The 21,355-nt window shown below is 41.7% G+C and carries 24 protein-coding genes and 6 tRNA genes; 7 read left to right on the forward strand and 23 right to left on the reverse strand.

From position 1 onward, the window contains the following. Positions 1 to 165 precede the first annotated feature (165 nt). Positions 166 to 1,668 (reverse strand): helix-turn-helix domain-containing protein, encoded by a 1,503-nt coding sequence (locus D3P96_RS04580; RefSeq protein ID WP_124943211.1) that lies wholly within the window; start codon positions 1,666 to 1,668, stop codon positions 166 to 168. 160 nt (positions 1,669 to 1,828) lie between these two features. On the opposite strand from D3P96_RS04580, the gene D3P96_RS04590 reads away from it, so the two are divergent. The 6 genes from D3P96_RS04590 to D3P96_RS04615 all read left to right on the forward strand — a co-directional run bounded on the left by D3P96_RS04590 (position 1,829) and on the right by D3P96_RS04615 (position 2,445). Next, positions 1,829 to 1,900 (forward strand) — tRNA-Glu (locus tag D3P96_RS04590). 21 nt (positions 1,901 to 1,921) lie between these two features. Further along, positions 1,922 to 1,993: transfer RNA gene (locus tag D3P96_RS04595), tRNA-Glu, on the forward strand. Positions 1,994 to 2,016: 23 nt separating this feature from the next. Continuing rightward, positions 2,017 to 2,088, forward strand: a tRNA-Glu gene (locus tag D3P96_RS04600). Positions 2,089 to 2,110: 22 nt separating this feature from the next. Continuing rightward, a tRNA-Glu gene (locus tag D3P96_RS04605) sits at positions 2,111 to 2,182 on the forward strand. A 23-nt stretch (positions 2,183 to 2,205) separates the two neighbouring features. Then, a tRNA-Glu gene (locus tag D3P96_RS04610) sits at positions 2,206 to 2,277 on the forward strand. 79 nt (positions 2,278 to 2,356) lie between these two features. Continuing rightward, positions 2,357 to 2,445, forward strand: a tRNA-Ser gene (locus D3P96_RS04615). A 35-nt stretch (positions 2,446 to 2,480) separates the two neighbouring features. Here D3P96_RS04615 and ccpA read toward each other — a convergent pair. Then, entirely contained in the window at positions 2,481 to 3,482 is a 1,002-nt protein-coding gene (gene ccpA / locus D3P96_RS04620; protein ID WP_124943212.1) for a catabolite control protein A, read from the reverse strand. Between the two features lie 173 nt (positions 3,483 to 3,655). On the opposite strand from ccpA, the gene D3P96_RS04625 reads away from it, so the two are divergent. Further along, positions 3,656 to 4,756 carry a M24 family metallopeptidase gene (locus D3P96_RS04625; protein ID WP_124943213.1) on the forward strand — a complete coding sequence of 367 codons (1,101 nt, stop codon included), beginning with the start codon at positions 3,656 to 3,658 and terminating at the stop codon, positions 4,754 to 4,756. A gap of 50 nt (positions 4,757 to 4,806) precedes the next feature. Here D3P96_RS04625 and accA read toward each other — a convergent pair whose 3' ends face one another. From accA to D3P96_RS04730, 21 genes are all read right to left on the reverse strand, one after another. Continuing rightward, entirely contained in the window at positions 4,807 to 5,589 is a 783-nt protein-coding gene (gene accA, locus D3P96_RS04630) for a carboxyltransferase subunit alpha (RefSeq protein WP_124943214.1), read from the reverse strand. Between the two features lies 1 nt (position 5,590). After that, complete coding sequence (gene accD / locus D3P96_RS04635) at positions 5,591 to 6,421, reverse strand: acetyl-CoA carboxylase, carboxyltransferase subunit beta (protein ID WP_124943215.1); 831 nt, start codon at positions 6,419 to 6,421, stop codon at positions 5,591 to 5,593. Beyond that, positions 6,399 to 7,796 (reverse strand): acetyl-CoA carboxylase biotin carboxylase subunit, encoded by a 1,398-nt coding sequence (locus D3P96_RS04640; RefSeq protein ID WP_124943216.1) that lies wholly within the window; start codon positions 7,794 to 7,796, stop codon positions 6,399 to 6,401. Before D3P96_RS04640 ends, accD begins: the two co-directional genes overlap by 23 nt. A 2-nt stretch (positions 7,797 to 7,798) precedes the next feature. Next, positions 7,799 to 8,227, reverse strand: a complete 429-nt coding sequence (fabZ, locus tag D3P96_RS04645) for a 3-hydroxyacyl-ACP dehydratase FabZ (RefSeq protein WP_124943217.1) — start codon at positions 8,225 to 8,227, stop codon at positions 7,799 to 7,801. 22 nt (positions 8,228 to 8,249) lie between these two features. Continuing rightward, positions 8,250 to 8,708, reverse strand: coding sequence for an acetyl-CoA carboxylase biotin carboxyl carrier protein (accB, locus tag D3P96_RS04650; protein ID WP_432422547.1), 459 nt, complete (start codon positions 8,706 to 8,708; stop codon positions 8,250 to 8,252). Next, positions 8,701 to 9,933 (reverse strand): beta-ketoacyl-ACP synthase II, encoded by a 1,233-nt coding sequence (gene fabF / locus D3P96_RS04655; RefSeq protein ID WP_124943219.1) that lies wholly within the window; start codon positions 9,931 to 9,933, stop codon positions 8,701 to 8,703. Before fabF ends, accB begins: the two co-directional genes overlap by 8 nt. A 24-nt stretch (positions 9,934 to 9,957) precedes the next feature. Beyond that, on the reverse strand, positions 9,958 to 10,680 hold the full coding sequence (fabG, locus tag D3P96_RS04660) for a 3-oxoacyl-[acyl-carrier-protein] reductase (RefSeq protein ID WP_124943220.1): 723 nt from the start codon (positions 10,678 to 10,680) through the stop codon (positions 9,958 to 9,960). After that, positions 10,680 to 11,615 (reverse strand): ACP S-malonyltransferase, encoded by a 936-nt coding sequence (locus D3P96_RS04665; RefSeq protein WP_124943221.1) that lies wholly within the window; start codon positions 11,613 to 11,615, stop codon positions 10,680 to 10,682. The genes fabG and D3P96_RS04665 overlap by 1 nt, the downstream gene beginning before the upstream one ends. Next, on the reverse strand, positions 11,615 to 12,580 hold the full coding sequence (locus tag D3P96_RS04670; protein ID WP_124943222.1) for a DUF561 domain-containing protein: 966 nt from the start codon (positions 12,578 to 12,580) through the stop codon (positions 11,615 to 11,617). The genes D3P96_RS04665 and D3P96_RS04670 overlap by 1 nt, the downstream gene beginning before the upstream one ends. A gap of 21 nt (positions 12,581 to 12,601) precedes the next feature. Beyond that, complete coding sequence (locus D3P96_RS04675) at positions 12,602 to 12,844, reverse strand: acyl carrier protein (RefSeq protein ID WP_124943223.1); 243 nt, start codon at positions 12,842 to 12,844, stop codon at positions 12,602 to 12,604. A gap of 81 nt (positions 12,845 to 12,925) precedes the next feature. Continuing rightward, positions 12,926 to 13,897 carry a beta-ketoacyl-ACP synthase III gene (locus D3P96_RS04680; protein ID WP_124943224.1) on the reverse strand — a complete coding sequence of 324 codons (972 nt, stop codon included), beginning with the start codon at positions 13,895 to 13,897 and terminating at the stop codon, positions 12,926 to 12,928. A gap of 10 nt (positions 13,898 to 13,907) precedes the next feature. Continuing rightward, the gene (locus tag D3P96_RS04685; RefSeq protein WP_124943225.1) at positions 13,908 to 14,369 is read right to left on the reverse strand and encodes a MarR family winged helix-turn-helix transcriptional regulator; all 462 of its coding nucleotides are present in this window, start codon (positions 14,367 to 14,369) and stop codon (positions 13,908 to 13,910) included. Positions 14,370 to 14,386: 17 nt separating this feature from the next. Next, on the reverse strand, positions 14,387 to 14,833 hold the full coding sequence (gene fabZ, locus D3P96_RS04690; protein ID WP_124943226.1) for a 3-hydroxyacyl-ACP dehydratase FabZ: 447 nt from the start codon (positions 14,831 to 14,833) through the stop codon (positions 14,387 to 14,389). Positions 14,834 to 14,987: 154 nt separating this feature from the next. Further along, positions 14,988 to 15,587: a hypothetical protein gene (locus D3P96_RS04695; protein WP_124943227.1), complete on the reverse strand. Its 600-nt coding sequence runs from the start codon at positions 15,585 to 15,587 to the stop codon at positions 14,988 to 14,990. Between the two features lie 14 nt (positions 15,588 to 15,601). Beyond that, positions 15,602 to 15,982, reverse strand: a complete 381-nt coding sequence (locus tag D3P96_RS04700; protein WP_124943228.1) for a DUF948 domain-containing protein — start codon at positions 15,980 to 15,982, stop codon at positions 15,602 to 15,604. Positions 15,983 to 16,092: 110 nt separating this feature from the next. Then, positions 16,093 to 17,907 carry an oligoendopeptidase F gene (gene pepF, locus D3P96_RS04705; RefSeq protein ID WP_124943229.1) on the reverse strand — a complete coding sequence of 605 codons (1,815 nt, stop codon included), beginning with the start codon at positions 17,905 to 17,907 and terminating at the stop codon, positions 16,093 to 16,095. A 72-nt stretch (positions 17,908 to 17,979) separates the two neighbouring features. After that, on the reverse strand, positions 17,980 to 18,894 hold the full coding sequence (locus D3P96_RS04710) for a competence protein CoiA family protein (protein WP_185696092.1): 915 nt from the start codon (positions 18,892 to 18,894) through the stop codon (positions 17,980 to 17,982). 89 nt (positions 18,895 to 18,983) lie between these two features. Continuing rightward, complete coding sequence (locus D3P96_RS04715; protein WP_124943231.1) at positions 18,984 to 19,721, reverse strand: adaptor protein MecA; 738 nt, start codon at positions 19,719 to 19,721, stop codon at positions 18,984 to 18,986. An 83-nt stretch (positions 19,722 to 19,804) separates the two neighbouring features. Next, positions 19,805 to 20,323, reverse strand: coding sequence for an antibiotic biosynthesis monooxygenase (locus D3P96_RS04720; RefSeq protein WP_124943232.1), 519 nt, complete (start codon positions 20,321 to 20,323; stop codon positions 19,805 to 19,807). Positions 20,324 to 20,391: 68 nt separating this feature from the next. Next, positions 20,392 to 21,126 carry a CPBP family intramembrane glutamic endopeptidase gene (locus D3P96_RS04725; protein WP_124943233.1) on the reverse strand — a complete coding sequence of 245 codons (735 nt, stop codon included), beginning with the start codon at positions 21,124 to 21,126 and terminating at the stop codon, positions 20,392 to 20,394. Beyond that, positions 21,116 to 21,331, reverse strand: a complete 216-nt coding sequence (locus tag D3P96_RS04730; RefSeq protein WP_124943234.1) for a hypothetical protein — start codon at positions 21,329 to 21,331, stop codon at positions 21,116 to 21,118. Before D3P96_RS04730 ends, D3P96_RS04725 begins: the two co-directional genes overlap by 11 nt. Between the last annotated feature and the right edge of the window lie 24 nt (positions 21,332 to 21,355).

The following is a 21,355-nucleotide window of genomic DNA, read 5'->3' on the forward strand; positions in this document are numbered from 1 at the left end:
AAGTGTTCCTCTTGATTCATTTGCAAAACTACGTTAACCGTAGCCCCCTCATGCAATCCCTCAAGACTATGTTATTAGAATAACCAATTTTTCAACATTCCACCATGCTGATTTTTTTTAATTCGAAAAAAAATACGCAGAATCAATAGAGTGTCCATTTTTTGTCTAATGAATCTGGTTATGATAATACTTCAAAGACAATTGCATGGCATCTTGGACAAAGTGATCAATCGTATGGTTATCAGGAAAGACATTCCAAATATAACCTGGAACAGCATCTTCACTTTCAATGGCAATATCTGAAATATAAAAATCAGCCGGCTCGCCAACTGGGACAAATTCAAAATTAATGTTACGTCGATTTGATAGCTGTTGTTGCACCAATTCACCCATACCAGGATGATAAACAAAACCAATGGCTACCTTAATGGTTGGCAATATCATTGCCGGAGTCAGTTGTACAATCATAGCATTAAAGTAATCTTCAAACATCACTCGTCTAAATTTTGCAACATCTTCAATTTGCCAAACTTCAGCCAGTGCGAACAATAAGTCACTCGTAAACTTCGCATGAATTGGGAAATGACGCTCTAACACACCAATATCCACTGAACTTTGGACTAAATCCTTTAAGAAATACAACGTTCTCAGATTGCTGCTCAACGTTGCTTCAAGTAATCGCGATTCGACATCGGCCGGTAATTTACGATTAAAGGCAGCTTCAAAATTCCCCTCTAATGTTTCACTAAGTTTCTGCAACCGGGTCTGAATTTCAGGTCTCAACATACTTTCCGGCACTTCGGTTACTAAACCACTTGTAAACATGGTTAAAATGGCAAATTGAGCCTCAGTCCGCAAAACATGATCCGATAAATCCACAAACTCCTGCATCATTTGAATTAAATGGGCATGTAAATGTTGGTAAGCTTCCGGCCAGTGGTCAGAATATACTAATATATTCGGCAAATCTTGATCATGCAAATAATGCCCATTTTGCACTCGAATTAACCAAATAAGGACTTGTAATGAGATAACACTTTCATTTGTAATATCTTGCGTCAAACCATAAATATCCAACAATTTATTCACAAGTTGGTCCGTTACCAAATGATCTTGTGGGGTCGATTGAATAATCGTGGTTTCAATTTGCGCATGATAATAACGCATCAACTGCATAAAGAAAGACCGGACAACAACCTCATTTCCCACAATGCGGTTGTTTTTGCTAACTTCAATATCTTGGTTCAAAAAAGCTTCTTGAATTTTTTGTTTAGCTGAACGGACTGCTGCAACGGAAATATTGTGCCGATCCGCAAAGTTCTCATATGAGTCAACTTGCTCAGTTAACATTTCTAATAATAGCACCCAAGCAATTGAACGCTTACGATACTGATATTCTAAGGCAAGCGTATTGATTTGTACGCTATGGTTTATTTTAATCACTTTCCCCTGCATATCATACTTATCATCATCGTGTCCCCCGGTTTGTTGTGTTTCCAAATCACGTACCAACGTTTCTAATGTTGATAAAACACGATACCGTGACCAATCTAAATCATGCATCACGGTTGTCACTGGAACCACATCATCCAATCTTGATAATAAATAATCGTTCAAACGTACAATATCTTGCTCATGTCGATCTAAAACCCATCTTAACTTATCCACAATTCACTCCCCATATTTTGTAAAGAATGTGATTATTTTATAGTATATAGAGATAGATTGACAAGCCATAAAAAAAAATTCATAATTCGCAATTTTTTTGTTGCATGTCTTCTTAGATTCTGGTATATTATCTCTTGTTGTTAATAAGTAATTTATTTCTGGCCCATTGGTCAAGCGGTTAAGACTCCGGTTTTTCACACCGGCATCCAGGGTTCAACTCCCTGATGGGCTATTGCTCCATTTTTATTTTTTTGGCTCATTGGTCAAGCGGTTAAGACTCCGGTTTTTCACACCGGCATCCAGGGTTCAACTCCCTGATGAGCTATTGTTTAAATTTTCATTTTTTCTGGCCCATTGGTCAAGCGGTTAAGACTCCGGTTTTTCACACCGGCATCCAGGGTTCAACTCCCTGATGGGCTATTGCTTTATTTATTATTTTCTTGGCTCATTGGTCAAGCGGTTAAGACTCCGGTTTTTCACACCGGCATCCAGGGTTCAACTCCCTGATGAGCTATTGCTTCATTTTTTATTTTTTCTGGCCCATTGGTCAAGCGGTTAAGACTCCGGTTTTTCACACCGGCATCCAGGGTTCAACTCCCTGATGGGCTATTATAGAAACCACCAATATCACTATTGGTGGTTTTCTTGAATTTAAAGACAATTATCGCTATAATGATTGTTTGTACATGGAGATATGGCAGAGTGGTAATGCAGCGGACTCGAAATCCGCCGAACCGGTGTCGAGCCGGCGCACGGGTTCAAATCCCGTTGTCTCCTTAAAAAAAAACACCATTTCGTTTGAAATGGTGTTTTTATTTTGCAGTTGAATCCCGCGTCGTAAAGCCGTGAATTAATTCAATTTGTGTATCATCTAATTCTTCATGAGCCATCAACTTCGTCAACATACGCATTGAGATTGCCCCCATATCATAAATCGGTTGTGTGATTGATGACATAGCAGGACGAGTCATACGCGTTAATTGCGAATTATTACTGGCAATGAGTTCAAAGTCTTGTGGTAAATGTAAGCCTAAATCAGTTAGACCATTTAAGACCCCGGCGGCCATTTCATCCGTTGTCACAACGGCAGCTGTAGCACCTGATGTTTTGACCGATTGCGCTAACGCATACCCGGCATCGTATGTATAGCTAGCTTGGAAAATCAACTTATCGTCGTGATTAATGCCGTGTTGAGCGATTGCATCTTCATACCCTTGAAATTTATAATCTTGTTTCGTGTATTTTGATAATGGTCCTGAAATAAAAGCAATCCGTCGGTGATCATTTTCAATTAAGTGCAACGTTGCATCACGAAAGGCATTGAAATAATCGATGTTCACACTTGGCAACTTTTTTTGCGTATCAAGGGCACCTGTTAGCACAACTGGCAAATCAACTGATAAAAGTCGTTCTTCGATTTCCGTCGATACTTGATTTCCCATGAAAATAATACCATCCACTTGCTTACCAAGCAGGTTGTCAATCAGATCCGTCTTAATCTCACTTCCATTTGAACTTGATAAAATAATCTGATAGTTATACATATTTGCCACGTCCTCGATACCACGAGCAAGTTCAGCAAAATACTGATCGGTTAGGTCGGGAATAATCAACCCCACCGTGGTGGTTTTACGTGAGGCTAGCCCTCGAGCAACTGCATTAGGGCGATACCCTAAATCAGCAATCACTTTTTCAACTTTTTCTTTAGTTGCTGGTTTAACATTGGCGTTTCCATTCACAACACGCGAAACGGTTGCCATTGACACACCTGCTTCACGGGCGACATCATAAATGGTGATTGTTGGTTTATCCATCCGCCTCACTCCTCTTCTTATTCATTGTAAGCGTTACCACTATTATAGTACCATGTTTTCATGATTTTTTCATTTGATAAAAAGTTATTTTATCATAATTATCTTGAAAATGACACAAGGTTTCTGAAAACGTGTACAATAATAGACATCATATAAAAAAGGAGTTTTCATCTATGTATCAAAATATTAAGGAATTGCAAAACTGGCTCAATGTCCAACAACTTGACGTTGCCTACATTTCAGATTTCCACTCAATTTCGTACTTAACTGGTTTTGAATCTGATCCAATTGAACGGATTTTAGCCTTAGTGCTATTTCCACAAAACGATCCTTTCATTTTCGCTCCAGCGCTTGAAGTCGAAACGGTTAAGGCAACTGGTTGGCCCTACCCTGTCTACGGTTACCAAGACTCAGAAGATGCTTTTGCCATGATTGCTGGACATATTAAAGATGAAACAACTCATTATGAAAATTGGGCTGTTGAAAAGGGTACCCTAACCCTTGAACGCTCCCAACAAATTCAACGCGTTGTACCGAACGTTAAATTTAAGGATGATTTGACACCTTTGATTGAACGGATGCGTTTAATTAAGACTCCGGCTGAAATTGAAAAAATGCATCAAGCCGGTGCTGATGCTGACCGTGCTTTCCAATTTGGTTTTGATGCCTTGGCGACCGGTAAAACAGAACTAGAGGTCATGGCAGAGTTAGAATATCACATTAAGGCTCGTGGTGTTCCTGCAATGTCATTTGAAACACTTGTTCAATTTGGCGCACATGCTGCAAACCCACATGGTTCTACCGGCTCAACAAAGTTACAACCAGGCGAACTTGCCCTATTTGATCTCGGGACTGTCTATGATGGTTACGTCTCAGATAGTACCCGTACAGTCGCTTATCAATCAGTCTCAGAGCATCAACGCGATGTTTACAATGTTGTCCTTGAAGCCCAATTAACGGCTCAAGACGCTGTGAAACCAGGGATGACAACAGGTGAACTCGATCAAATTGCCCGCGATGTGATTACCGATGCTGGTTACGGTGAATACTTTGTTCATCGCCTTGGACACGGTCTTGGAAGTTCCGTGCATGAGTCAATTCAAGTCGCTCCGAATAACGATTTGGTCCTAGAACCCGGCATGGCCTTCTCAATTGAACCTGGAATTTACATTCCTGGTGATTTGGGGATTCGAATTGAAGATTCTGTCGTCCTAACTGAAACCGGCGCAGATTCATTTACTCACACAACGAAAGACTTACAAATTATCGACTAAAACAAAAAAGAGTTAGAACGCCTCCGCAAGGATTTGTTCTAACTCTTTTTTTAAAATTTACGAAAACGTTGTTGCCGTCTTGAAACTAGTTCATTTGGATCTAATTTCATTAAGCGTTCAATTGAACGCTCCAGACGAACTTGAACGAGGCGCATTAAGCGCCGTTTTGTCCAGCCTTCTGGAATGACATAATCAATCACGCCTTCATCAGCTAATTCAGCAGCTGTTAAGCCCATAAGCCGTGCGGCCTCATCAGAACGCTTACCATCCTTCCAAAGGATAGAAGCAAACCCTTCTGGTGACAGCACAGAATATGTGGCATTTTCAAACATCCAAACCTCATCAGCCGTAGCTAAAGCCAAAGCACCACCTGAACCACCTTCACCATAAATAATTGCAATAATCGGTACGGTGACCTTCATGCTCGTGAGAATAGATTGTGCAATCGCTTCGCCTTGCCCATTTTCCTCAGCTTCTTTACCAGGATAAGCTCCCGGTGTATTAATGAAGGTAATAATGGGTTGGCGGAATTTTTCTGCATGATGCATCATCCGCTGCGCTTTACGATAACCACTTGGGGTCGGTGACCCATTACGCTTAGCAATTTTTTCATCTAAGGTAATTCCCTTATCGATCGCAATAATCGTAACAGGTTGCTCGTTTAGCATCGCTACTCCACTGACGATACTGGGATCATCACCTTGTAGGCGATCTCCGTGCATCTCAAAAAAGTCCGAAAATAATGATTGAATAATATAATTTGCGGAATAACGATCCTCACGTGACTTAGCTACGACTTCAGCTGGATCTAAATCATGTTTAAACAAACTCATGTTATGCCTCATTTCTGCGATGCAATCGAACCAACTTAGCAATGGTATCAGCTAAGTTTTCACGTTTTACAATTTCATCCACAAAGCCTTGTTGCTTTAATGACTCAGCACGTTGAAAGTCTTCTGGTAATTTCTCATGCAATGTCTGCTCAATGACACGCCGACCAGCAAAACCAATTAAAGCATGCGGTTCGGCTAATGTCACATCTCCATCCATCGCAAATGATGCCGTCACACCACCAGTGGTTGGATCAGTCAAAACAACTAGGTAAAATAGACCCGCTTGTTGGAACCGCGCCAATACACCTGAAATCTTAGCCATTTGCATCAGAGATTGAATCCCTTCTTGCATTCGTGCACCACCAGATGCGGTAAACAAAACCACAGGTAACTTTTCTTGTAACGCTAATTCAAATAAACGCGTAATTTTTTCACCAACAATGGTGCCCAAAGACCCCATCACAAAATGACTGTCCATAATGCCCAGTGCGACAGGTTGATCTTTAATCGTCCCAGTTCCGGTCATCACGGCATCACGTAAATGCGTTGTCCGTTGTGCTTTATGCAACTTATCTGCATACCCCGGAAAATCAGGGTTTTGTAGGGACAATTCCGCATTTGTTTCGACGAAAGAATCCGCATCTAAGACCTGTGCCAAACGTTCCTGAGCCGTTAAACGGAACCCATAACCACAGTTGGGGCACACCTTATACTTACCAAGCTGCTTTTCATAGAAATGCGTATGGCAGTATGGGCAATCAACAAAAAGACCATCTGGTACTCTTTTAGCTGCATCTGAAGGTTCATTTTTAAATTGATGTACCGCTCCCATCGTCACCCTCCTCAAGCTGCTTTTGCCAATTTGGCAAAAAGACATCTTCAATATATGTCGTGTTAAAATCACCTGAAACAAAATGTGCGTCATGCAACAAATCGAGTTGGAAACTACGGTTTGTTTGCACGCCATCAATTTGCGTTTCTGATAATAAACGACGTAACTTTTGAATGGCTAAAGTTCGATTGTCATCTTGTGCAATCACTTTACCAATCATCGCATCGTAGTATGGCTTAATTTGATCGTGTTCATAGATTCCCGTATCAATACGACTCCCTAAACCACCATTCGGCCAGAAGAGATGGTCAATGGTTCCTGTACTTGGCAAAAAGCCAGTTTCAGGCACTTCAGCATTCAAACGCGCTTCAATCACATGCCCTTGCATGCGTAAGTCTGCTTGTTTAACCTGAAGGGATTCGCCAGCTGCAATTAAAATTTGCATCCGGACTAAATCAATATTAACCAACATTTCAGTTACTGGATGTTCCACTTGAATGCGCGTGTTCATTTCCATAAAGTAAAAATGACCCGCTTCATCTTGCAAAAACTCAATCGTTCCGGTATTTTCATAGCCGATGGCATCAACTGCACGCTTTGAAATTGCACCAAGTTCAGCTCGTTGGTGTTCCGAAACACCAACCGCTGGTGTCTCTTCAATCAACTTCTGATTTTTTCGTTGTAATGAACAGTTACGCTCTGGTAAGTACACCATATTTCCTTGTTGATCGCGAAGAATCTGCATTTCAATATGGCGGACATTTGTCATCACTTTTTCAACGTATAGGTGGTCATCCCCGAATGCAGCTTGGGCTTCATGTTGCGCATCAGCGAATTGCGTAGCAAGTTCATCTTGATGATAAACAAATCGCATCCCTTTACCACCACCACCTGCGGCAGCTTTTAGTAAAATAGGATAGCCGATTTTATTAGCAACGGCTTCGACGGCCTCGATATCACGAACAAAGCCTTCTGAACCAGGAATAACTGGCACATCTGCTTTGCGCATCGCTTCACGGGCTTGGGCCTTATTCCCCATCAATGCAATGACTTCAGAACTTGGACCAATCCACTTGATGCCAACAGCAGTTACCATTTCAGCAAACATATCGTTTTCAGAAAGGAACCCATATCCAGGATGGATAGCTTCCGCCCCCGTTAACAATGCAGCACTCAAAATATTATTCATATCTAAATAACTATCTTGGGCACGGGGACCACCAATTGCGACTGCTTCGTCTGCTAATTGCACATGCAAACTATCTTTATCTGCAGTTGAATAAACCGCAACAGATTGAATGCCCATTTCACGTAATGTGCGGATAATTCTAACCGCAATTTCACCACGATTAGCAACTAGAACCTTTTTAAACATACTTAGTCTCCAATCGCAAATGTTAGTTCAGCGGTTGTGACACGCTTACCATTAACATAAGCTGTCCCTTTCCCCATTCCAACGTTGCCACGGAATTTTTCCAACTCAACAGTTAACTTAATTTGATCCCCAGGTTCAACCTTTTGACGGAAACGTGCCTTGGGAATACTTGCCAAGTAAACCGTCTTCCCCTTAAATTCAGGTAATGTCAGAATGGCGATTGCACCAGTTTGTGCCAATGCTTCAATCATCATCACCCCAGGAAATGTTGGATTACCAGGAAAATGCCCTTGGAAAACTTCTTCATTCATCGTGACATTCTTAATGCCTGTTGCTGATTGACCAGGTGTGATTTCTTCAACACGATCAACCAATAACATTGGATAACGATGTGGTAAAATTTCTTGAATTTCTTGTGTATTTAATTCCATGTTACTGCCCCCTCCTTACTATTTAGTCGGGTATAATTTCAAATAGGTTCATTTCATAATCAACCATATCTTCATCTGCAACAAGCACTTGTTTAACTGTTCCACTAACATCACTCTTAATCGGCGTCATCAACTTCATGGCTTCAATCAAAGCAACTTGGTCGCCAACGTTGACATGATCCCCTACCTGTACAAATGGTTGGGCATCAGGGTTTGGACGCAAGTAAACTGTTCCAACTAATGGTGCTGTAATAAACGTTCCTGTTTGTTCTGAAACAGGCGCTTCATTAACAGGTGTCGCTTCATTTTCTACAGCTGCTGGCGCTGGTGTTGCAGCTGACGCCACAACAGTAGGCGCCTCATTCTTACTCAAATGTAGGTTATAATCGCCTTCATTGACTGAAAATTCACGTAATGAACTTGCGTCAACGGTTTGAATTAAGTCTTTTAGTTCATCTAATGATAGTTCCAAACTACTCACCCCACTCTTTGAAAACGAGGGCAGCATTGTGTCCACCAAAACCATAATTAGCTGACATCGTATAGTGGACAGGCTTCTTTTGTTCACCCTGCTTCACCAACTTAACGCTCGCTGTGTCTTCACCTTGATGTGTCATACCAATATTCGCTGGCATCTCATCGCGGAGTAGTGCCCCAATGGCTGCAATGGCTTCAACGGCACCGGCGGCACCTAATAGGTGTCCCGTCATTCCCTTCGTTGAAGAAACATCCACACCCTGTTCACCGAAGACGCTTGTAATAGCGTTAGCTTCAGCTGAATCATTTGTAGGCGTTGCAGTTCCATGGGCGTTCAAATAATCGATTTGGTCAGGTGTTACACCAGCATCTTCCAAGGCTAACTTCATTGAACCAGCAGGTCCAGAACCGTCTGGTGTTGGTGCAGTCAAATGGTAAGCATCTGAGTTTGCACCATAACCAACAACTTCACCAAGAATCTTTGCACCACGTGCTTGTGCGTGTTCTAGAGATTCCAAAATCAAAATCCCTGAACCTTCACCCATTACGAACCCATTACGGTCCTCATCAAAAGGCAATGATGCATGCATAGGGTCAGTGTTCGTTGATAATGCCGTTAAGGCTGCGAAACCTGAAATCCCCATCTTCTCGACAGTGGCTTCAGATCCACCAGTAATCATGACATCTGCCATACCATGCTTGATCCGCAAATATGATTCACCAATGGCATTGGTTGCTGATGCACAGGCCGTTGAAAGTACATAATTGATATTCTTTGCCCCGTAACGCATCGACACATTTCCAGACAACATGTTTGGAATAGCCATTGGCACGAACATTGGGCTAACACGACGTGGGCCCTTGTCATGCATTTTGATAACTTGTTCTTGAATAGTAATTAAACCACCAATTCCGTTACCAAGAATGACACCCATCTTATTTGGATCAGTGTTTTCATCATTAATGCCCGCTTGTTCAAGCGCTTCACCGGCTGCATGAACGCCGTATTGTGAAAACAAATCCATTTTACGGGCTTCACGCTTTCCAATGCGTTCGGCTGGATCAAAGTCTTTGACTTGTCCGGCAACTGAAATACCGGTATCGCTGGCATCGAACTTCGTAATCTCACCGATTCCGATTTGTCCGTCCATCAAATTATCCAAGTATGTTTCAGCTGTATTCCCAATTGGTGTAATCGCACCTAATCCAGTTATTACAACTCTTGTCATTTTCTATACCTCAATTGTTTCAGACTAAAGTGATAAACCACCATCAACAGTGATTGTTTCACCTGTAACATAGTCGTTTTCGATCAAAAATTGTGCCGTTTGCGCAATTTCATCAGCGTCTCCAAGACGCTTCAATGGAATCGCATCCTTAATGTTGGCTTGAACCTTTTCACTTAATTGACTCGTCATATCAGAATCAATCATCCCAGGCGCAATGGCGTTCACACGAATACCACGTGACGCACCTTCTTTAGCCAACGACTTTGTTAAACCAATAATACCAGCCTTTGAAGCCGCATAATTGGCTTGTCCCATATTGCCATGGAGCCCCACGATTGAAGACAAATTAATAATCGCCCCAGTTCGCTTTTTAAGCATGTGCTTAAAGACTGGTTGCGTCACATTAAATGTTCCAGTTAAATTCGTGTCCACCACTTGGGCAAAATCAGCTGAAGACATGCGAATCGCTAATGTATCTTTGACAATTCCAGCATTATTCACTAGCACATCAATTTGACCAACTTCTTCAATCAGTGCTTGAATGACCGGTTGAATTGTGTCGGCATCGGCAATATCACCCAAAATAACTGGGGTACCTTCAGGAAACTCATCTAACACAGCCTCACTTGGTTGTGAACGACCGTGTAAAATCACCTTTGCGCCAAGTTGGCTAAACCGTTTTGCAATGGCTAACCCAATCCCACGCGTTGAGCCTGTGATTAAGACATTCTTATTCTTTAAATCCATTATTTCCCCTCACCTACAATTTCATCTGTCACTGTTTGGAGTGATGCTAAATCATTGATTGTATAGCGGGCCACATCCTTATCCAAAATTTGCTTTGCGAACTTTGTCAAAGTCTTATCTGGTCCTAATTCCAATGTTGCATCCAACCCTTGTGCTTGCATCGCCAAAAGTGCATCAGAAAAATGTGTTGGACTGACAATTTGTGTTGTTAATGTTGCTTTGACGTCATCAAAAACCGTCCCAGTTGTATTTGAATAAACTGGTACGTTCATAGACGCCATGGTTTCATTAGCTAAACGTGGTGTCAGTTCAGCGGCAGCACTATCCATAAATGGTGTATGGAAAGCACCGCTCACTGCTAGTGGCACAACTTTAATACCGTCTTGCTTTAGACTATCAGCGAACTGATCAATGTCTGCTGCTAAGCCAGCAATGACAAGTTGCTTTGGTGTATTGAAGTTAGCTGGATATAGTGTTGCTCCTGCCAATTGCGCTTGGTGAATTAAACTTAAAATACGATCCTGGTCATTATCCAAAATAACCAACATCTTGCTATCAGTTGCATCACTCGCCACTTGCATGAAGCGACCACGATCCTGCAAAATTTTGAAGCCTTGTTCAAAAGTCAACACACCTGCAATTGCTAGGGCAGTATATTCACCTAAACTCAATCCCACTGCACCCACAACTTGATCTTTAATTTGATCTTCTAGTGCAGCATAGATTCCCATCGACATCGTATAAATCGCCATTTGAGCATACTGGGTTTGAGCAAGCTTTTCGTCATTTTCAAGGATTTCATGTTGAAAATCATATCCAATCAACTCACTAGCTTGATCAACCACAGCACGATAAGCCGCATTTTGCTCGTAGAGATCACGTCCCATACCGGCTTTTTGTGCGCCTTGCCCGCTTAGCAATAAACCAATTCGCATTACTTGGTCCTCCAAGTTTGATTCAATAGTTCGGATGCTTGTGACCATGTGTCTGACAAAATGTCAGCAACTGGCTTAATATCCTTCACCATACCAGCTGCTTCACCAGCCATAAAGGCTCCAGTGCTCTTGTCACCATCAACCACGGCACGCTTTAATGAACCGTTTTCAAGTTCCTCAATGGCATCGGCATCAGGCTTTGGCTTGGTTACTTCAACACGTTCATTTTTAATGTATTGTTTAGCCATTGGTGTCTTAAGCACACGGGCACGATTACCCATTAATTCACCAGTCACGACTGTTCCAATATCACGTGCCTTCACCACAGCGTCTTTAAAGTTTTGGTGAATTTCAGATTCATCAGACGCTAGGAAACGGGTTCCCATCTGAACACCGCTAGCACCAAGCATGATCGCTGCAGCTGCTCCACGACCATCAGCAATTCCTCCAGCAGCAATGACTGGAATATCAACAGCATCGACCACTTGTGGCACCAAAGTCATTGTTGAAAGAGAACCAATGTGGCCTCCTGATTCAGCACCTTCAGCCACGACAGCGTCAACACCCTTCTTTTCCATCATCTTTGCTAATCCAACAGAAGGGACCACGGGAATCACAATAATGCCGTGTTCGTGTAGTTCATCAAGAAAAGGTGCTGGATCACCCGCACCAGTTGCGACGACCTTCACACCTTCTTCAATAATGACATCAAAAACTTCTCGAATGTGACGTGACATTAGCATCACATTCACACCAAAAGGCTTATCTGTAATTTCACGTGCACGTTGAATTTCCGTTCGGACTTGATCTGCATGCCAATAACCAGTCCCGATAATACCAAGGCCACCAGCTTCCGAAACGGAACCAGCTAATTGACCAGTCCCTGCCCAAGCCATACCACCTTGAATAATCGGATAGGTCATCCCCAACTTTTCAAAAATTGGGTTATCTAACTGTACGTTCATGTGAGCTCCTTATTTACGTTCTTATTTTGCGTCTACTTGTGCTTGAATCTTGTTAACAAGATCTTGAACAGTCTTGATATCTTCAGCAACTTCCAATTCGATATCAAATTCTTCTTCAACGTTGTTCAATACTTCAAACAAATCCAATGAATCAGCTTCGATATCGTCCTCAAAGTTTGTTGTCAACTTAACATCGTCTTGGTCCAAATCGAATTGGTCCATCAAAATAGCTTGTACCTTGTTAAAAATTTCTTCGTTAGTCATGATAATAATCTCCTCTGATTTCGTGTTAGTCGTTATACGACTTAGAATTTTTTTGCACAAATGCAATACTATAATTATAACTTAAATTTGGATTAATGTGGTACCGGTTGTTAAACCTGCCCCAAATCCTGCCAACATTATTTTTTGGCCAGGCTGTAGTTGCCCTTCTTCTTGTAACTCTGCTAGTAGAATAGGCACACTAGCGGCACTGGTATTTCCATATGCTTCGACATTAATCGGAAACTTGTCCAACGGTTGATCCAAATGGTGTGCAATGCTTTGAATAATCCGCGCATTGGCTTGATGGAGAATAAATAAATCTACATCATCAACATTTAGATCATTTTCCGCTAGCACTCGTAATATTAATTCTGGGACTCGGCGTGTCGCAAATTGATAAACGGCACGTCCATCCATATGAAATGACAAATCGGTTTGAACATCAGTGGGATTAAAGACAGTTTGTTGCTTCAATTGCCCCGCTGTTAATGCTGCGCCTTGTTCGCCATACGACTTGAATCCTTCGCCAATCAAACCAACATTTGCATCCGTTTTACCAACTAAGACGCCGGCTGCGCCATCCCCAAAGAGAACGGCAGTCGCACGATCATCCCAGTCAACTAAACGACTTAGTGTTTCTGCGCCAATGACTAACCCGTGTTGGTAGCGCGTTTCGATGAGCTTAGCAGCTAAACTTAACGCACTCACAAACCCTGTGCAGGCAACATTAATATCAATCCCAAAGGCATTGTTTGCACGCAATAATCCTTGAACTTGAGTTGAAACCGTTGGTGCTAATGCGTCGGGTGACATCGTCGCAACAATAATGAAATCTAATTCTGATGCGGCCATGTGCGCCTTTGCCAATAACTTTTGGGCAACGGCAAAGGCTAAATCAGTCGTCGTTTGACCTTGTGAAATATGACGTTGTCGAATCCCAGTTCGACTTTTAATCCATTCATCTGAAGTTTCCATCATTTGTGACAGATCATCATTTGTAATGTGATTAGTAGGTACGGCCAAAGCCGTTGATAAAATCGAAAATTTTTCCATTACACCAGCTTTACTTAATAGATTGATTTAGATTATTCAAATATTCTTGAAGATGTAAAACGGCATCTTCAACTACCTGCATATCTGACACATTTAAAGAATCAACCAAATAATGCGTTAAATGACGATGAAACGATTGATGCGCTCGGTAGACAACGCGTCCGCGATGGGTCAATCCCAACCGAACCATCCGTCGATCTGTTTGTGAACGTCGGCGTTCCACATAACCTTTTTTAACCAACTTATCAATGGCAGTTGTCATTGAACTTGGTGTTAGGTGAACTTCCTTTGCCACTTCCGATGCACTCGGTTCATCATACATTGAAATAGCCGCGATTATATGCATTTCTTTTAAAGAGATATCTTTAAAAATTGATTCATGCAGCGATGCTTCTTCAATCCAGCCAACCTTATTGAAAACATCAACAAGGGCATCGTTAATTTCTTCAAAAGTGTCATCACTCGCAACCATCACTATTTCTCCATTTTTTAATTTGCTTGCTCATCATTTGAGACAACAAACATGAGTTCAGCTTTTGTTGCTAATTGATCATCAACATAGGTCTGAACTTTAACAGTTCCCATATTTTCACGTAAATTACCAAATTGAACATGCATCTTCATCACGTCACCTGGGGTAATCATGCGCTTAAAACGAGCCTTATCAACCCCAGTCATATATGCCGTCTTACCGACAAACTTAGGGGATGACAAGATCAAGATTGAAGCTGCTTGTGCCATTGCTTCAATAATGTAAACACCTGGCACCACGGGGTTACCTGGAAAATGACCTTGGAAATATGGTTCATTAATTGTTACATTTTTTGTTGCAACTAAGCTCTCATCAGGCACCATTTCATCAACATAATCCACATAAAGAATAGGATAACGATTTGGAATCAATGCCATCACTTCTGTCGTACTTAAGGCAACCATTTGTGTCACTCCTTTTTTCATTTTATTTCGAACGTCAAAACATTCGATAGTCAAATCATATAAATGTTTGGCAAAAAAGTCAATTGAATTTTAGATATTTAAGAAAAATATCGCACAAAAAAAGCCCCAATCACTTGGGGCTTCACATTTTTAATTACTTAGAAACACTTCCAGCTAAACCAGACTTTCCAGAGTCAGCTAGTCCCGTTTTCTTGGCTGCAGAAAGAGCTTGCTTACCAGATTCGGCTAAACCAACTTCATCGTCAGTAATAGCCTTTACTTGCGCTTCAATGGTTGCCAAATCATCAGCAACATTCTCGCCAGTCGCATGATCCAATTCATTTAGAATCGTTTCATTTTCAGTAGCATCTGCTTGAATCGCATCCAAATTATCTAAATTTAGCACAATTGTCTCTTCAGCTTCGTCTTTTTTAGCTTGGGCTGCTTCACGTGCATCTCCAACCTTGTCTTGCGTCTTTTGCCAAAGTTCGCTTGAACTTTTCTTTACTTGATCAGATGTAGCAGCTGCTTTTTGCTTCAACGCAGCGGCTTGTTCATCTAATCCAGCCTTTGCAATCAGATCATTGATGGCATATTGTGCATCAACCAAACGAACTTTAGCTTCATCAGTCAACTTACCAACTTCATTTTGAATCTCAACTTGTTGTTTTTGATCAAGTCGCTTATAAATGGCATAACCACCCGCAGCGATTGCACCACCAACAGCGATTGTTTTAATGAATTTATTTCCCATGAGTTCTCCCTCGCTTAAGCTTCTGTCTTCTTAGCTGACTTGCGTCCCTTACGTAAACCATTAACCGTTGAGAATGCCGTTGCACCCTTAGCCATGTTCTTTGAACGTGCTTTTCCTGTTAGGTTCTTCGTTGCTGAATTCAAATCAGAAACTGAAACACCTAAGTCAGCTACGGCCTGAACGGCAGGGTCCAATGTTTCAACCTTACCATTTACATCATCAATCAATGCATTAGCATTAGCAAGCAACTCATCAGCTTCACGCGCAATAATATCTACATCAACGAGTACGTTTTTTAATGGACGTGTAATCCGGTAAACCAACAAACTGATTGAACCAAGTAATAATAAAATGGCGATAGCTACGATGAGCCACGCTAAACCACCTAATGACATAAAAACCTCCACTGCTTCTGTTTTTGTATTTCCTTCATTGTACCTGTTTCTCAAGCACCTTTCAAACAAAAAAGCCAAACCACTTCAATTAGAAGCGTTTGGCACTTTGGTTATTTTTGTTCAAGCTCTTGCACAATTTGCTCAAATTCGTCCAATCGTTGTTCGAATGTCGCAAAGGCTTCATGCAGATAATCTGGTTTCGTCATATCCACGCCAGCTTGCTTCATCACATCAATTGGATATGCTGAAGAACCAGCCTTGAGATAGGTCTTGTAACGATCCACAGCTGGTTGACCTTCTTGAATAATTTGATCTGCAAGGGCTGTAGCCGCCGCAAAACCAGTACTATATTGGAAAACATAGAAATTGTAATAGAAATGTGGAATACGCTCCCACTCGTGCGCAATTTCTGGATCTGGTGTCAACGCCTCACCATAATAGTGTTGATTCAAATCAGCGTAAGCATCATCTAATACTTCCGCCGTCAATGGTACACCTGCAGCATCTTGTTGATGCATCCATTGCTCAAATTCTGCGAATTGCGTTTGACGGAAGACAGTCCCCTTAAAGCCATCCAAATATTGATTCAAAATATAAGCACGTAAGGCCTTATCATCAACCGTCTTCAACAAATAATCTGTTAACAGATTTTCATTTGTCGTTGAGGCGATTTCAGCCAAGAAAATAGGATAATCACCATATTGATAAGGTTGATTCTGACGCGTGAGGTAACTGTGTGCGCTGTGTCCCATTTCATGGACCAATGTGTATAAGTTGTTTAAATTATCCACCCAATTCAACAACATAAATGGATTCGTGTCATAGGCTCCACCAGAATAAGCACCTGAACGCTTACCTTGGTTCTCGACCACATCAATCCAACGTGAATCAAAGGCTTGATTCACAATATCAAGATAATCATCACCAAGTGGCGCCAATGCTGCTAAAGCCTCTGCCTTAGCTGATTCAAAATCAATAGCATAATCCGGCTCACCTAAAATTGGCGTATAAAGATCATATGAGTGAAGTTCTTGCAAGCCCAAAAGGCGCTTACGCAACGCCACATAACGATGCAACAACGGCAAGGCTTGGTTAACTTGCTCAACTAAAGTATCGTAAACCACTTCTGGCACCTGATTAGCCGCCAATGAGGCTTGACGAGCACTGTCATAGTGGTGCGCTTGCGCCATAAAGTTATGCCCCTTGATGTGACTTGATAAGGTTGAAGCAAAGGTGTTTTCCAAGTCCATATATGACTTATAGAACGTCTGGAAAGTTTCCTTACGAACGGAAGGATTTGTTGATTCCAATAAACGGGCATATACCCCATTTGATAACTGTTCTTCTTCGCCCGCATCATTTTTAACACTGCCAAATTTAATGTCGGCATTGTCTAGGATGCTAAACGTTTTTTCAGAGGCGCCGAAAACATCTCCTGCAGCTGCCAAAAGTGATTCTTGGTCAGCTGAGAGCACATGCCCTTTTTGCGTCAAAATAGCGTCAAAATAATGTTGGTAATCGGCCAATGCTGGCGTTGTTTCCTTGAATTCACGCCATTGTGCATCCGTTAATGAAAGGACCGCTGGATCAAAGAAAGCAATTGCACTTGATACTCGTGCAGCCAAGCCTTGTACTTGATCAAACATTCCTTGGTACTGACTGTTTGTCGTATCTTGATCATTTTTCATTGAGGCATAGACATACAATGTCTCTAAGTCACGCATCAACCCTAGCCCATATTGGAGGGCTTGGAATAATGCATCCCCAGAATCCGTCACGTGCTCAGCAAAATACGTGGCCCCATCCAAGCGGTCACTCAAATCTTCAAATGCATCTTCCCATGCTGCATTGGTTGGATAAATTGTACTGAGATCCCAAGTTTGACTGGTTGGAACCTCATCACGGGTTGGTAAAGTATTGGCCATTTTAGCACGCTCCTTTTTCGATAGCAGTAATCTAGTTTATGGACTAAATCGCTTAAAAATCAGTTGTTTAAGTCATTTTATTATACTTTTCTCATTTAAGCAAATCAGATCATGGTTCCTACAAATAACCCCTTGCGCCGTCCAAACTCTTAAAATGTCGGCCAAACAGTACTTGCGCCAAACTGTTTCAGTGATAAATGCACTCTGATGCCATGCAATTGGTGTCATAACGTTGACTAATGCTTCAACCGATTTAGGACCTGTCGACAACGCCAGCCATAAGCGTAATAAGATGTACCAATACGGTGCTTTTGGCCCAGGCGGAAAGGTTTCTGTTGGTAAGCAGCAAACAGGGATGTCACTCAAGTTGTAGCCAATTTGATAGAGCTCATTTTGAATTTGACGATATGGTGTTTTACAAAAGTAAAGCCCGCGCATAATTTGCTGACGTAAACGAGCCGGTCGGGTGATCTGTTCCCGTTGTACAAGTGGATTCGCTCCGTCATAAATTATCTTTTGCCAGTGGTGATTGTCAAAAAAATTTGCCTGCAATCCGGCTGGGGTTAGCTTTAAAAAAGCATATGGGATGTGCTGCTGATATGTTGGTCCCAAAAGCCAATGAATTTGGAAGCCGACATGCTGATACCGGTGCGTCCGACGTTGCACATTTAAAGGTGTTATTTTAGCGCATTGATACTCAATAACAATCATGCTCCCTTGCTTGGGTACCAACACAATATCCGCTCGCTGCTTGACCTGCGGTAGATATTGTTCCAGTTCCACGTGGTATTCGCGGGCCTTAAAATATTCCGCCACAGCTTGTTTACCCAGTTGATGCTGACGTGATTCGCCCACCCGTCGTTTTAAGTGTGACTTGTGATAATAAAACAACCGACCATGGCGGCCACGCCGTCGTAAAATTTCCCGATGGCACCACCGACACTCATTCGGACGGTTTGGATGAATACTAATTCGGTGTTCTAACATCATTGTTTCCTCCATAAACAATGACGCGAATAATCTCAAACGATACAAAAAAACCTCAAGTATGGTCCGCACCACGTTTGAGGTTTTATTTAATCATTAAAATATTGGTTGAGTTGGTCAACGGCATGATCATTCAAAATTGTTCGTCCATGTTCCGCAATCACGGCTTGATCTAAGGGACTCACCTTACCGTACTCCAATGCAACACTTAACAAATTTTGGCGATCAGCTAATTTCAAGTCCGGCGCAAATTCAAGTGACAAATAGTACTTACCTTGATTTTCGTACAGACGCGTCTGTTCAAGGCCACTACCAACAATCTGAGCTAGGCCTAAAACATCTTCAAAATCGTTGAAGCGCATGAAGGCAACATTTGGCACATCTTCGGCCACATATGGTGCCCCCTTAGGTGTGGTCACAACATTGGTGTCATGATCATCTGCAACTCCTTGCTCACTATCATCCTCATCTGTTCCCAATAATTTTTTCAACAAATCATTAGAAACATCGTCATTCGGATGCTCGTCATCATCTTGCTTCCCAACCACTGACTGCATGATGCCTTCCATCATAGCTTGGTCGGGTGCGCGTGTAGAAATAAAGACTTCTAATCCATCACGCTTTGGCAACACTTGAAATGAAACCGCCCCATCACTTTTATTTAAAAAATCATAGTCTTCATCGGCTTCTTCTAGTAGCCCCCGAAAAAAGTTCTCAATTTCGTCCTGGTTGCCCATGAGATCAGTGATTGAAACTCCCCGTTCAGCTAAATCATGATTCGTTAAATCAACGCGAATCGTATCTTCATTAATGCGTTCAAATTCCATAATACTTCGGTCCCCCCTTTCGCATAGTTTATAACGTTACATTATAGCAAGCCTCCCTGCAAAAAAACAACTCACCTGGCTGATTATAGCTTTTGCTTGGTGAAAGCTGCTGGTGAATAGCTACTGGTACGTAAGTTATAACGGTTATCAAAGTCTGCATACTTCTGAAGCGGTCCCCGTCCATCAGCTTGCCAAATCGTATAATAGTCGCGGGTCGTCCAAGTTGTCATGACCCCAAACTGATGATTATCATCTATACGTTGTAAGAGTTGACTACCGATTAAACCACTCACATTTGCCATTGCGTCAGTTTGATAATTTGTCCATTGCTTTTGAAACGCAACCATTTCTTCATCGGGAATTGTAAGAAATGTAAAATGAATCCAACCACGAATATCATCCGTTTCACCAACTGCACTCAGTACATCATAACTAATTGGGTTTGCAAAGACTGATGTTGCCGCATTTGTCTCCTCCAATAGTTGAAAATTCGTTTGGTCACGATCATCAATGGTTAGCAACATGTGTCGCTCTGGATGGTCAGCTTGAAGTGCTTGGAGTACTTTTTGACTACCAAAAGTTGTGTGTAGATATTGTTTCATTTATTTAGCCCCATTTCTCAAGAATCTATACTTCTAGTATAACGCTTTTCATTATTTTAAAAACAAAATTAATGAAATACCATCGTCAAAACTAAGACCAACATTGAAAAACTATTGTTGACGAAGTGCAAAGTCATTGCATATTGAATTTGACGTGTTTTTTTATAAACAATCGCTAAAATCAAACCCATCAAACTATACTGTAAAAAATCAAATAAATTAAAACCGGTGTAGACATGATACAGACCAAATAAGCCTGCTGAAATCAACACATTTGTCCACCACCATCCATTTTTAAAGAAGTAGTTGAGAACAATGCCACGAAAAATGAGCTCTTCAACAATGGGTGCGACAATTACTGCTAACACTAAAATAAAAATTAAGCCATAGCCACCTTGGTGCGCCATTTGTTCTAGCATACGTTGGTTTTCAGGTTCCGCAACTTGCCCGGTTACCAACACACGTATGGCATTAATCACCATGCTACCACCAATAATCAAGCCAAATCCGTACACAACCCATTTAAGTTTTTGGGTTTGAAATGGGTGTAGCCCCACATTAGGACTAACGCGTCGAATCGCCCATAACATCACTGTTACTGTCAGAGCCATAAAGATTAAGGCAATGGCCACCATCAACACGGTCGCTAAGCGTCCTTTCGCCGGGAAACCCAACGACAATGCTAAGCCCTGACTACCGGCTGTGGCAAACAGTTGGATGGCCGTATTCAAAATAATGCCAACCACCAACCATAAAATGCCTTTGAAGACATTATCAATCGTATGTAGTGTTTTATTGCTCATCTTTTGGCTCCTCATGTTTATTGTGCTTACTCTGTTGTAACTTTAAAACCAGTAAACTCATTAAATAGGTAAAACCAAGAACGGCCACGATGAAAACAATTGCGGCCACCCACAATGGCCAATGGTAGTAGCCACTCAGCATGGCTAGTCCCATGAAACTTAGCAAGGTTAGGATACAAAAACCCGCATAAATCAATCCACGCATGTGTTCCCTCTTTTCTTTTTTCAA

This window comes from Weissella viridescens, from assembly GCF_003862435.1.
GTDB classification, from domain to species: Bacteria; Bacillota; Bacilli; order Lactobacillales; family Lactobacillaceae; genus Weissella; species Weissella viridescens_A.

Coding starts and splice junctions, on each gene's coding strand:
- ccpA (WP_124943212.1), bottom strand. CDS start 3,482: ATGGATAAACCAACAATCACCATTTATGATGTCGCCCGTGAAGCAGGT.
- D3P96_RS04625 (WP_124943213.1), top strand. CDS start 3,656: ATGTATCAAAATATTAAGGAATTGCAAAACTGGCTCAATGTCCAACAA.
- accA (WP_124943214.1), bottom strand. CDS start 5,589: ATGAGTTTGTTTAAACATGATTTAGATCCAGCTGAAGTCGTAGCTAAG.
- accD (WP_124943215.1), bottom strand. CDS start 6,421: ATGGGAGCGGTACATCAATTTAAAAATGAACCTTCAGATGCAGCTAAA.
- D3P96_RS04640 (WP_124943216.1), bottom strand. CDS start 7,796: ATGTTTAAAAAGGTTCTAGTTGCTAATCGTGGTGAAATTGCGGTTAGA.
- fabZ (WP_124943217.1), bottom strand. CDS start 8,227: ATGGAATTAAATACACAAGAAATTCAAGAAATTTTACCACATCGTTAT.
- fabF (WP_124943219.1), bottom strand. CDS start 9,933: ATGACAAGAGTTGTAATAACTGGATTAGGTGCGATTACACCAATTGGG.
- fabG (WP_124943220.1), bottom strand. CDS start 10,680: ATGGATTTAAAGAATAAGAATGTCTTAATCACAGGCTCAACGCGTGGG.
- D3P96_RS04665 (WP_124943221.1), bottom strand. CDS start 11,615: ATGCGAATTGGTTTATTGCTAAGCGGGCAAGGCGCACAAAAAGCCGGT.
- D3P96_RS04670 (WP_124943222.1), bottom strand. CDS start 12,580: ATGAACGTACAGTTAGATAACCCAATTTTTGAAAAGTTGGGGATGACC.
- D3P96_RS04675 (WP_124943223.1), bottom strand. CDS start 12,844: ATGACTAACGAAGAAATTTTTAACAAGGTACAAGCTATTTTGATGGAC.
- D3P96_RS04680 (WP_124943224.1), bottom strand. CDS start 13,897: ATGGAAAAATTTTCGATTTTATCAACGGCTTTGGCCGTACCTACTAAT.
- D3P96_RS04685 (WP_124943225.1), bottom strand. CDS start 14,369: ATGGTTGCGAGTGATGACACTTTTGAAGAAATTAACGATGCCCTTGTT.
- fabZ (WP_124943226.1), bottom strand. CDS start 14,833: ATGGTTGCCTTAAGTACGACAGAAGTGATGGCATTGATTCCAAATCGT.
- D3P96_RS04695 (WP_124943227.1), bottom strand. CDS start 15,587: ATGGGAAATAAATTCATTAAAACAATCGCTGTTGGTGGTGCAATCGCT.
- D3P96_RS04700 (WP_124943228.1), bottom strand. CDS start 15,982: ATGTCATTAGGTGGTTTAGCGTGGCTCATCGTAGCTATCGCCATTTTA.
- pepF (WP_124943229.1), bottom strand. CDS start 17,907: ATGGCCAATACTTTACCAACCCGTGATGAGGTTCCAACCAGTCAAACT.
- D3P96_RS04710 (WP_185696092.1), bottom strand. CDS start 18,894: ATGTTAGAACACCGAATTAGTATTCATCCAAACCGTCCGAATGAGTGT.
- D3P96_RS04715 (WP_124943231.1), bottom strand. CDS start 19,721: ATGGAATTTGAACGCATTAATGAAGATACGATTCGCGTTGATTTAACG.
- D3P96_RS04720 (WP_124943232.1), bottom strand. CDS start 20,323: ATGAAACAATATCTACACACAACTTTTGGTAGTCAAAAAGTACTCCAA.
- D3P96_RS04725 (WP_124943233.1), bottom strand. CDS start 21,126: ATGAGCAATAAAACACTACATACGATTGATAATGTCTTCAAAGGCATT.
- D3P96_RS04730 (WP_124943234.1), bottom strand. CDS start 21,331: ATGCGTGGATTGATTTATGCGGGTTTTTGTATCCTAACCTTGCTAAGT.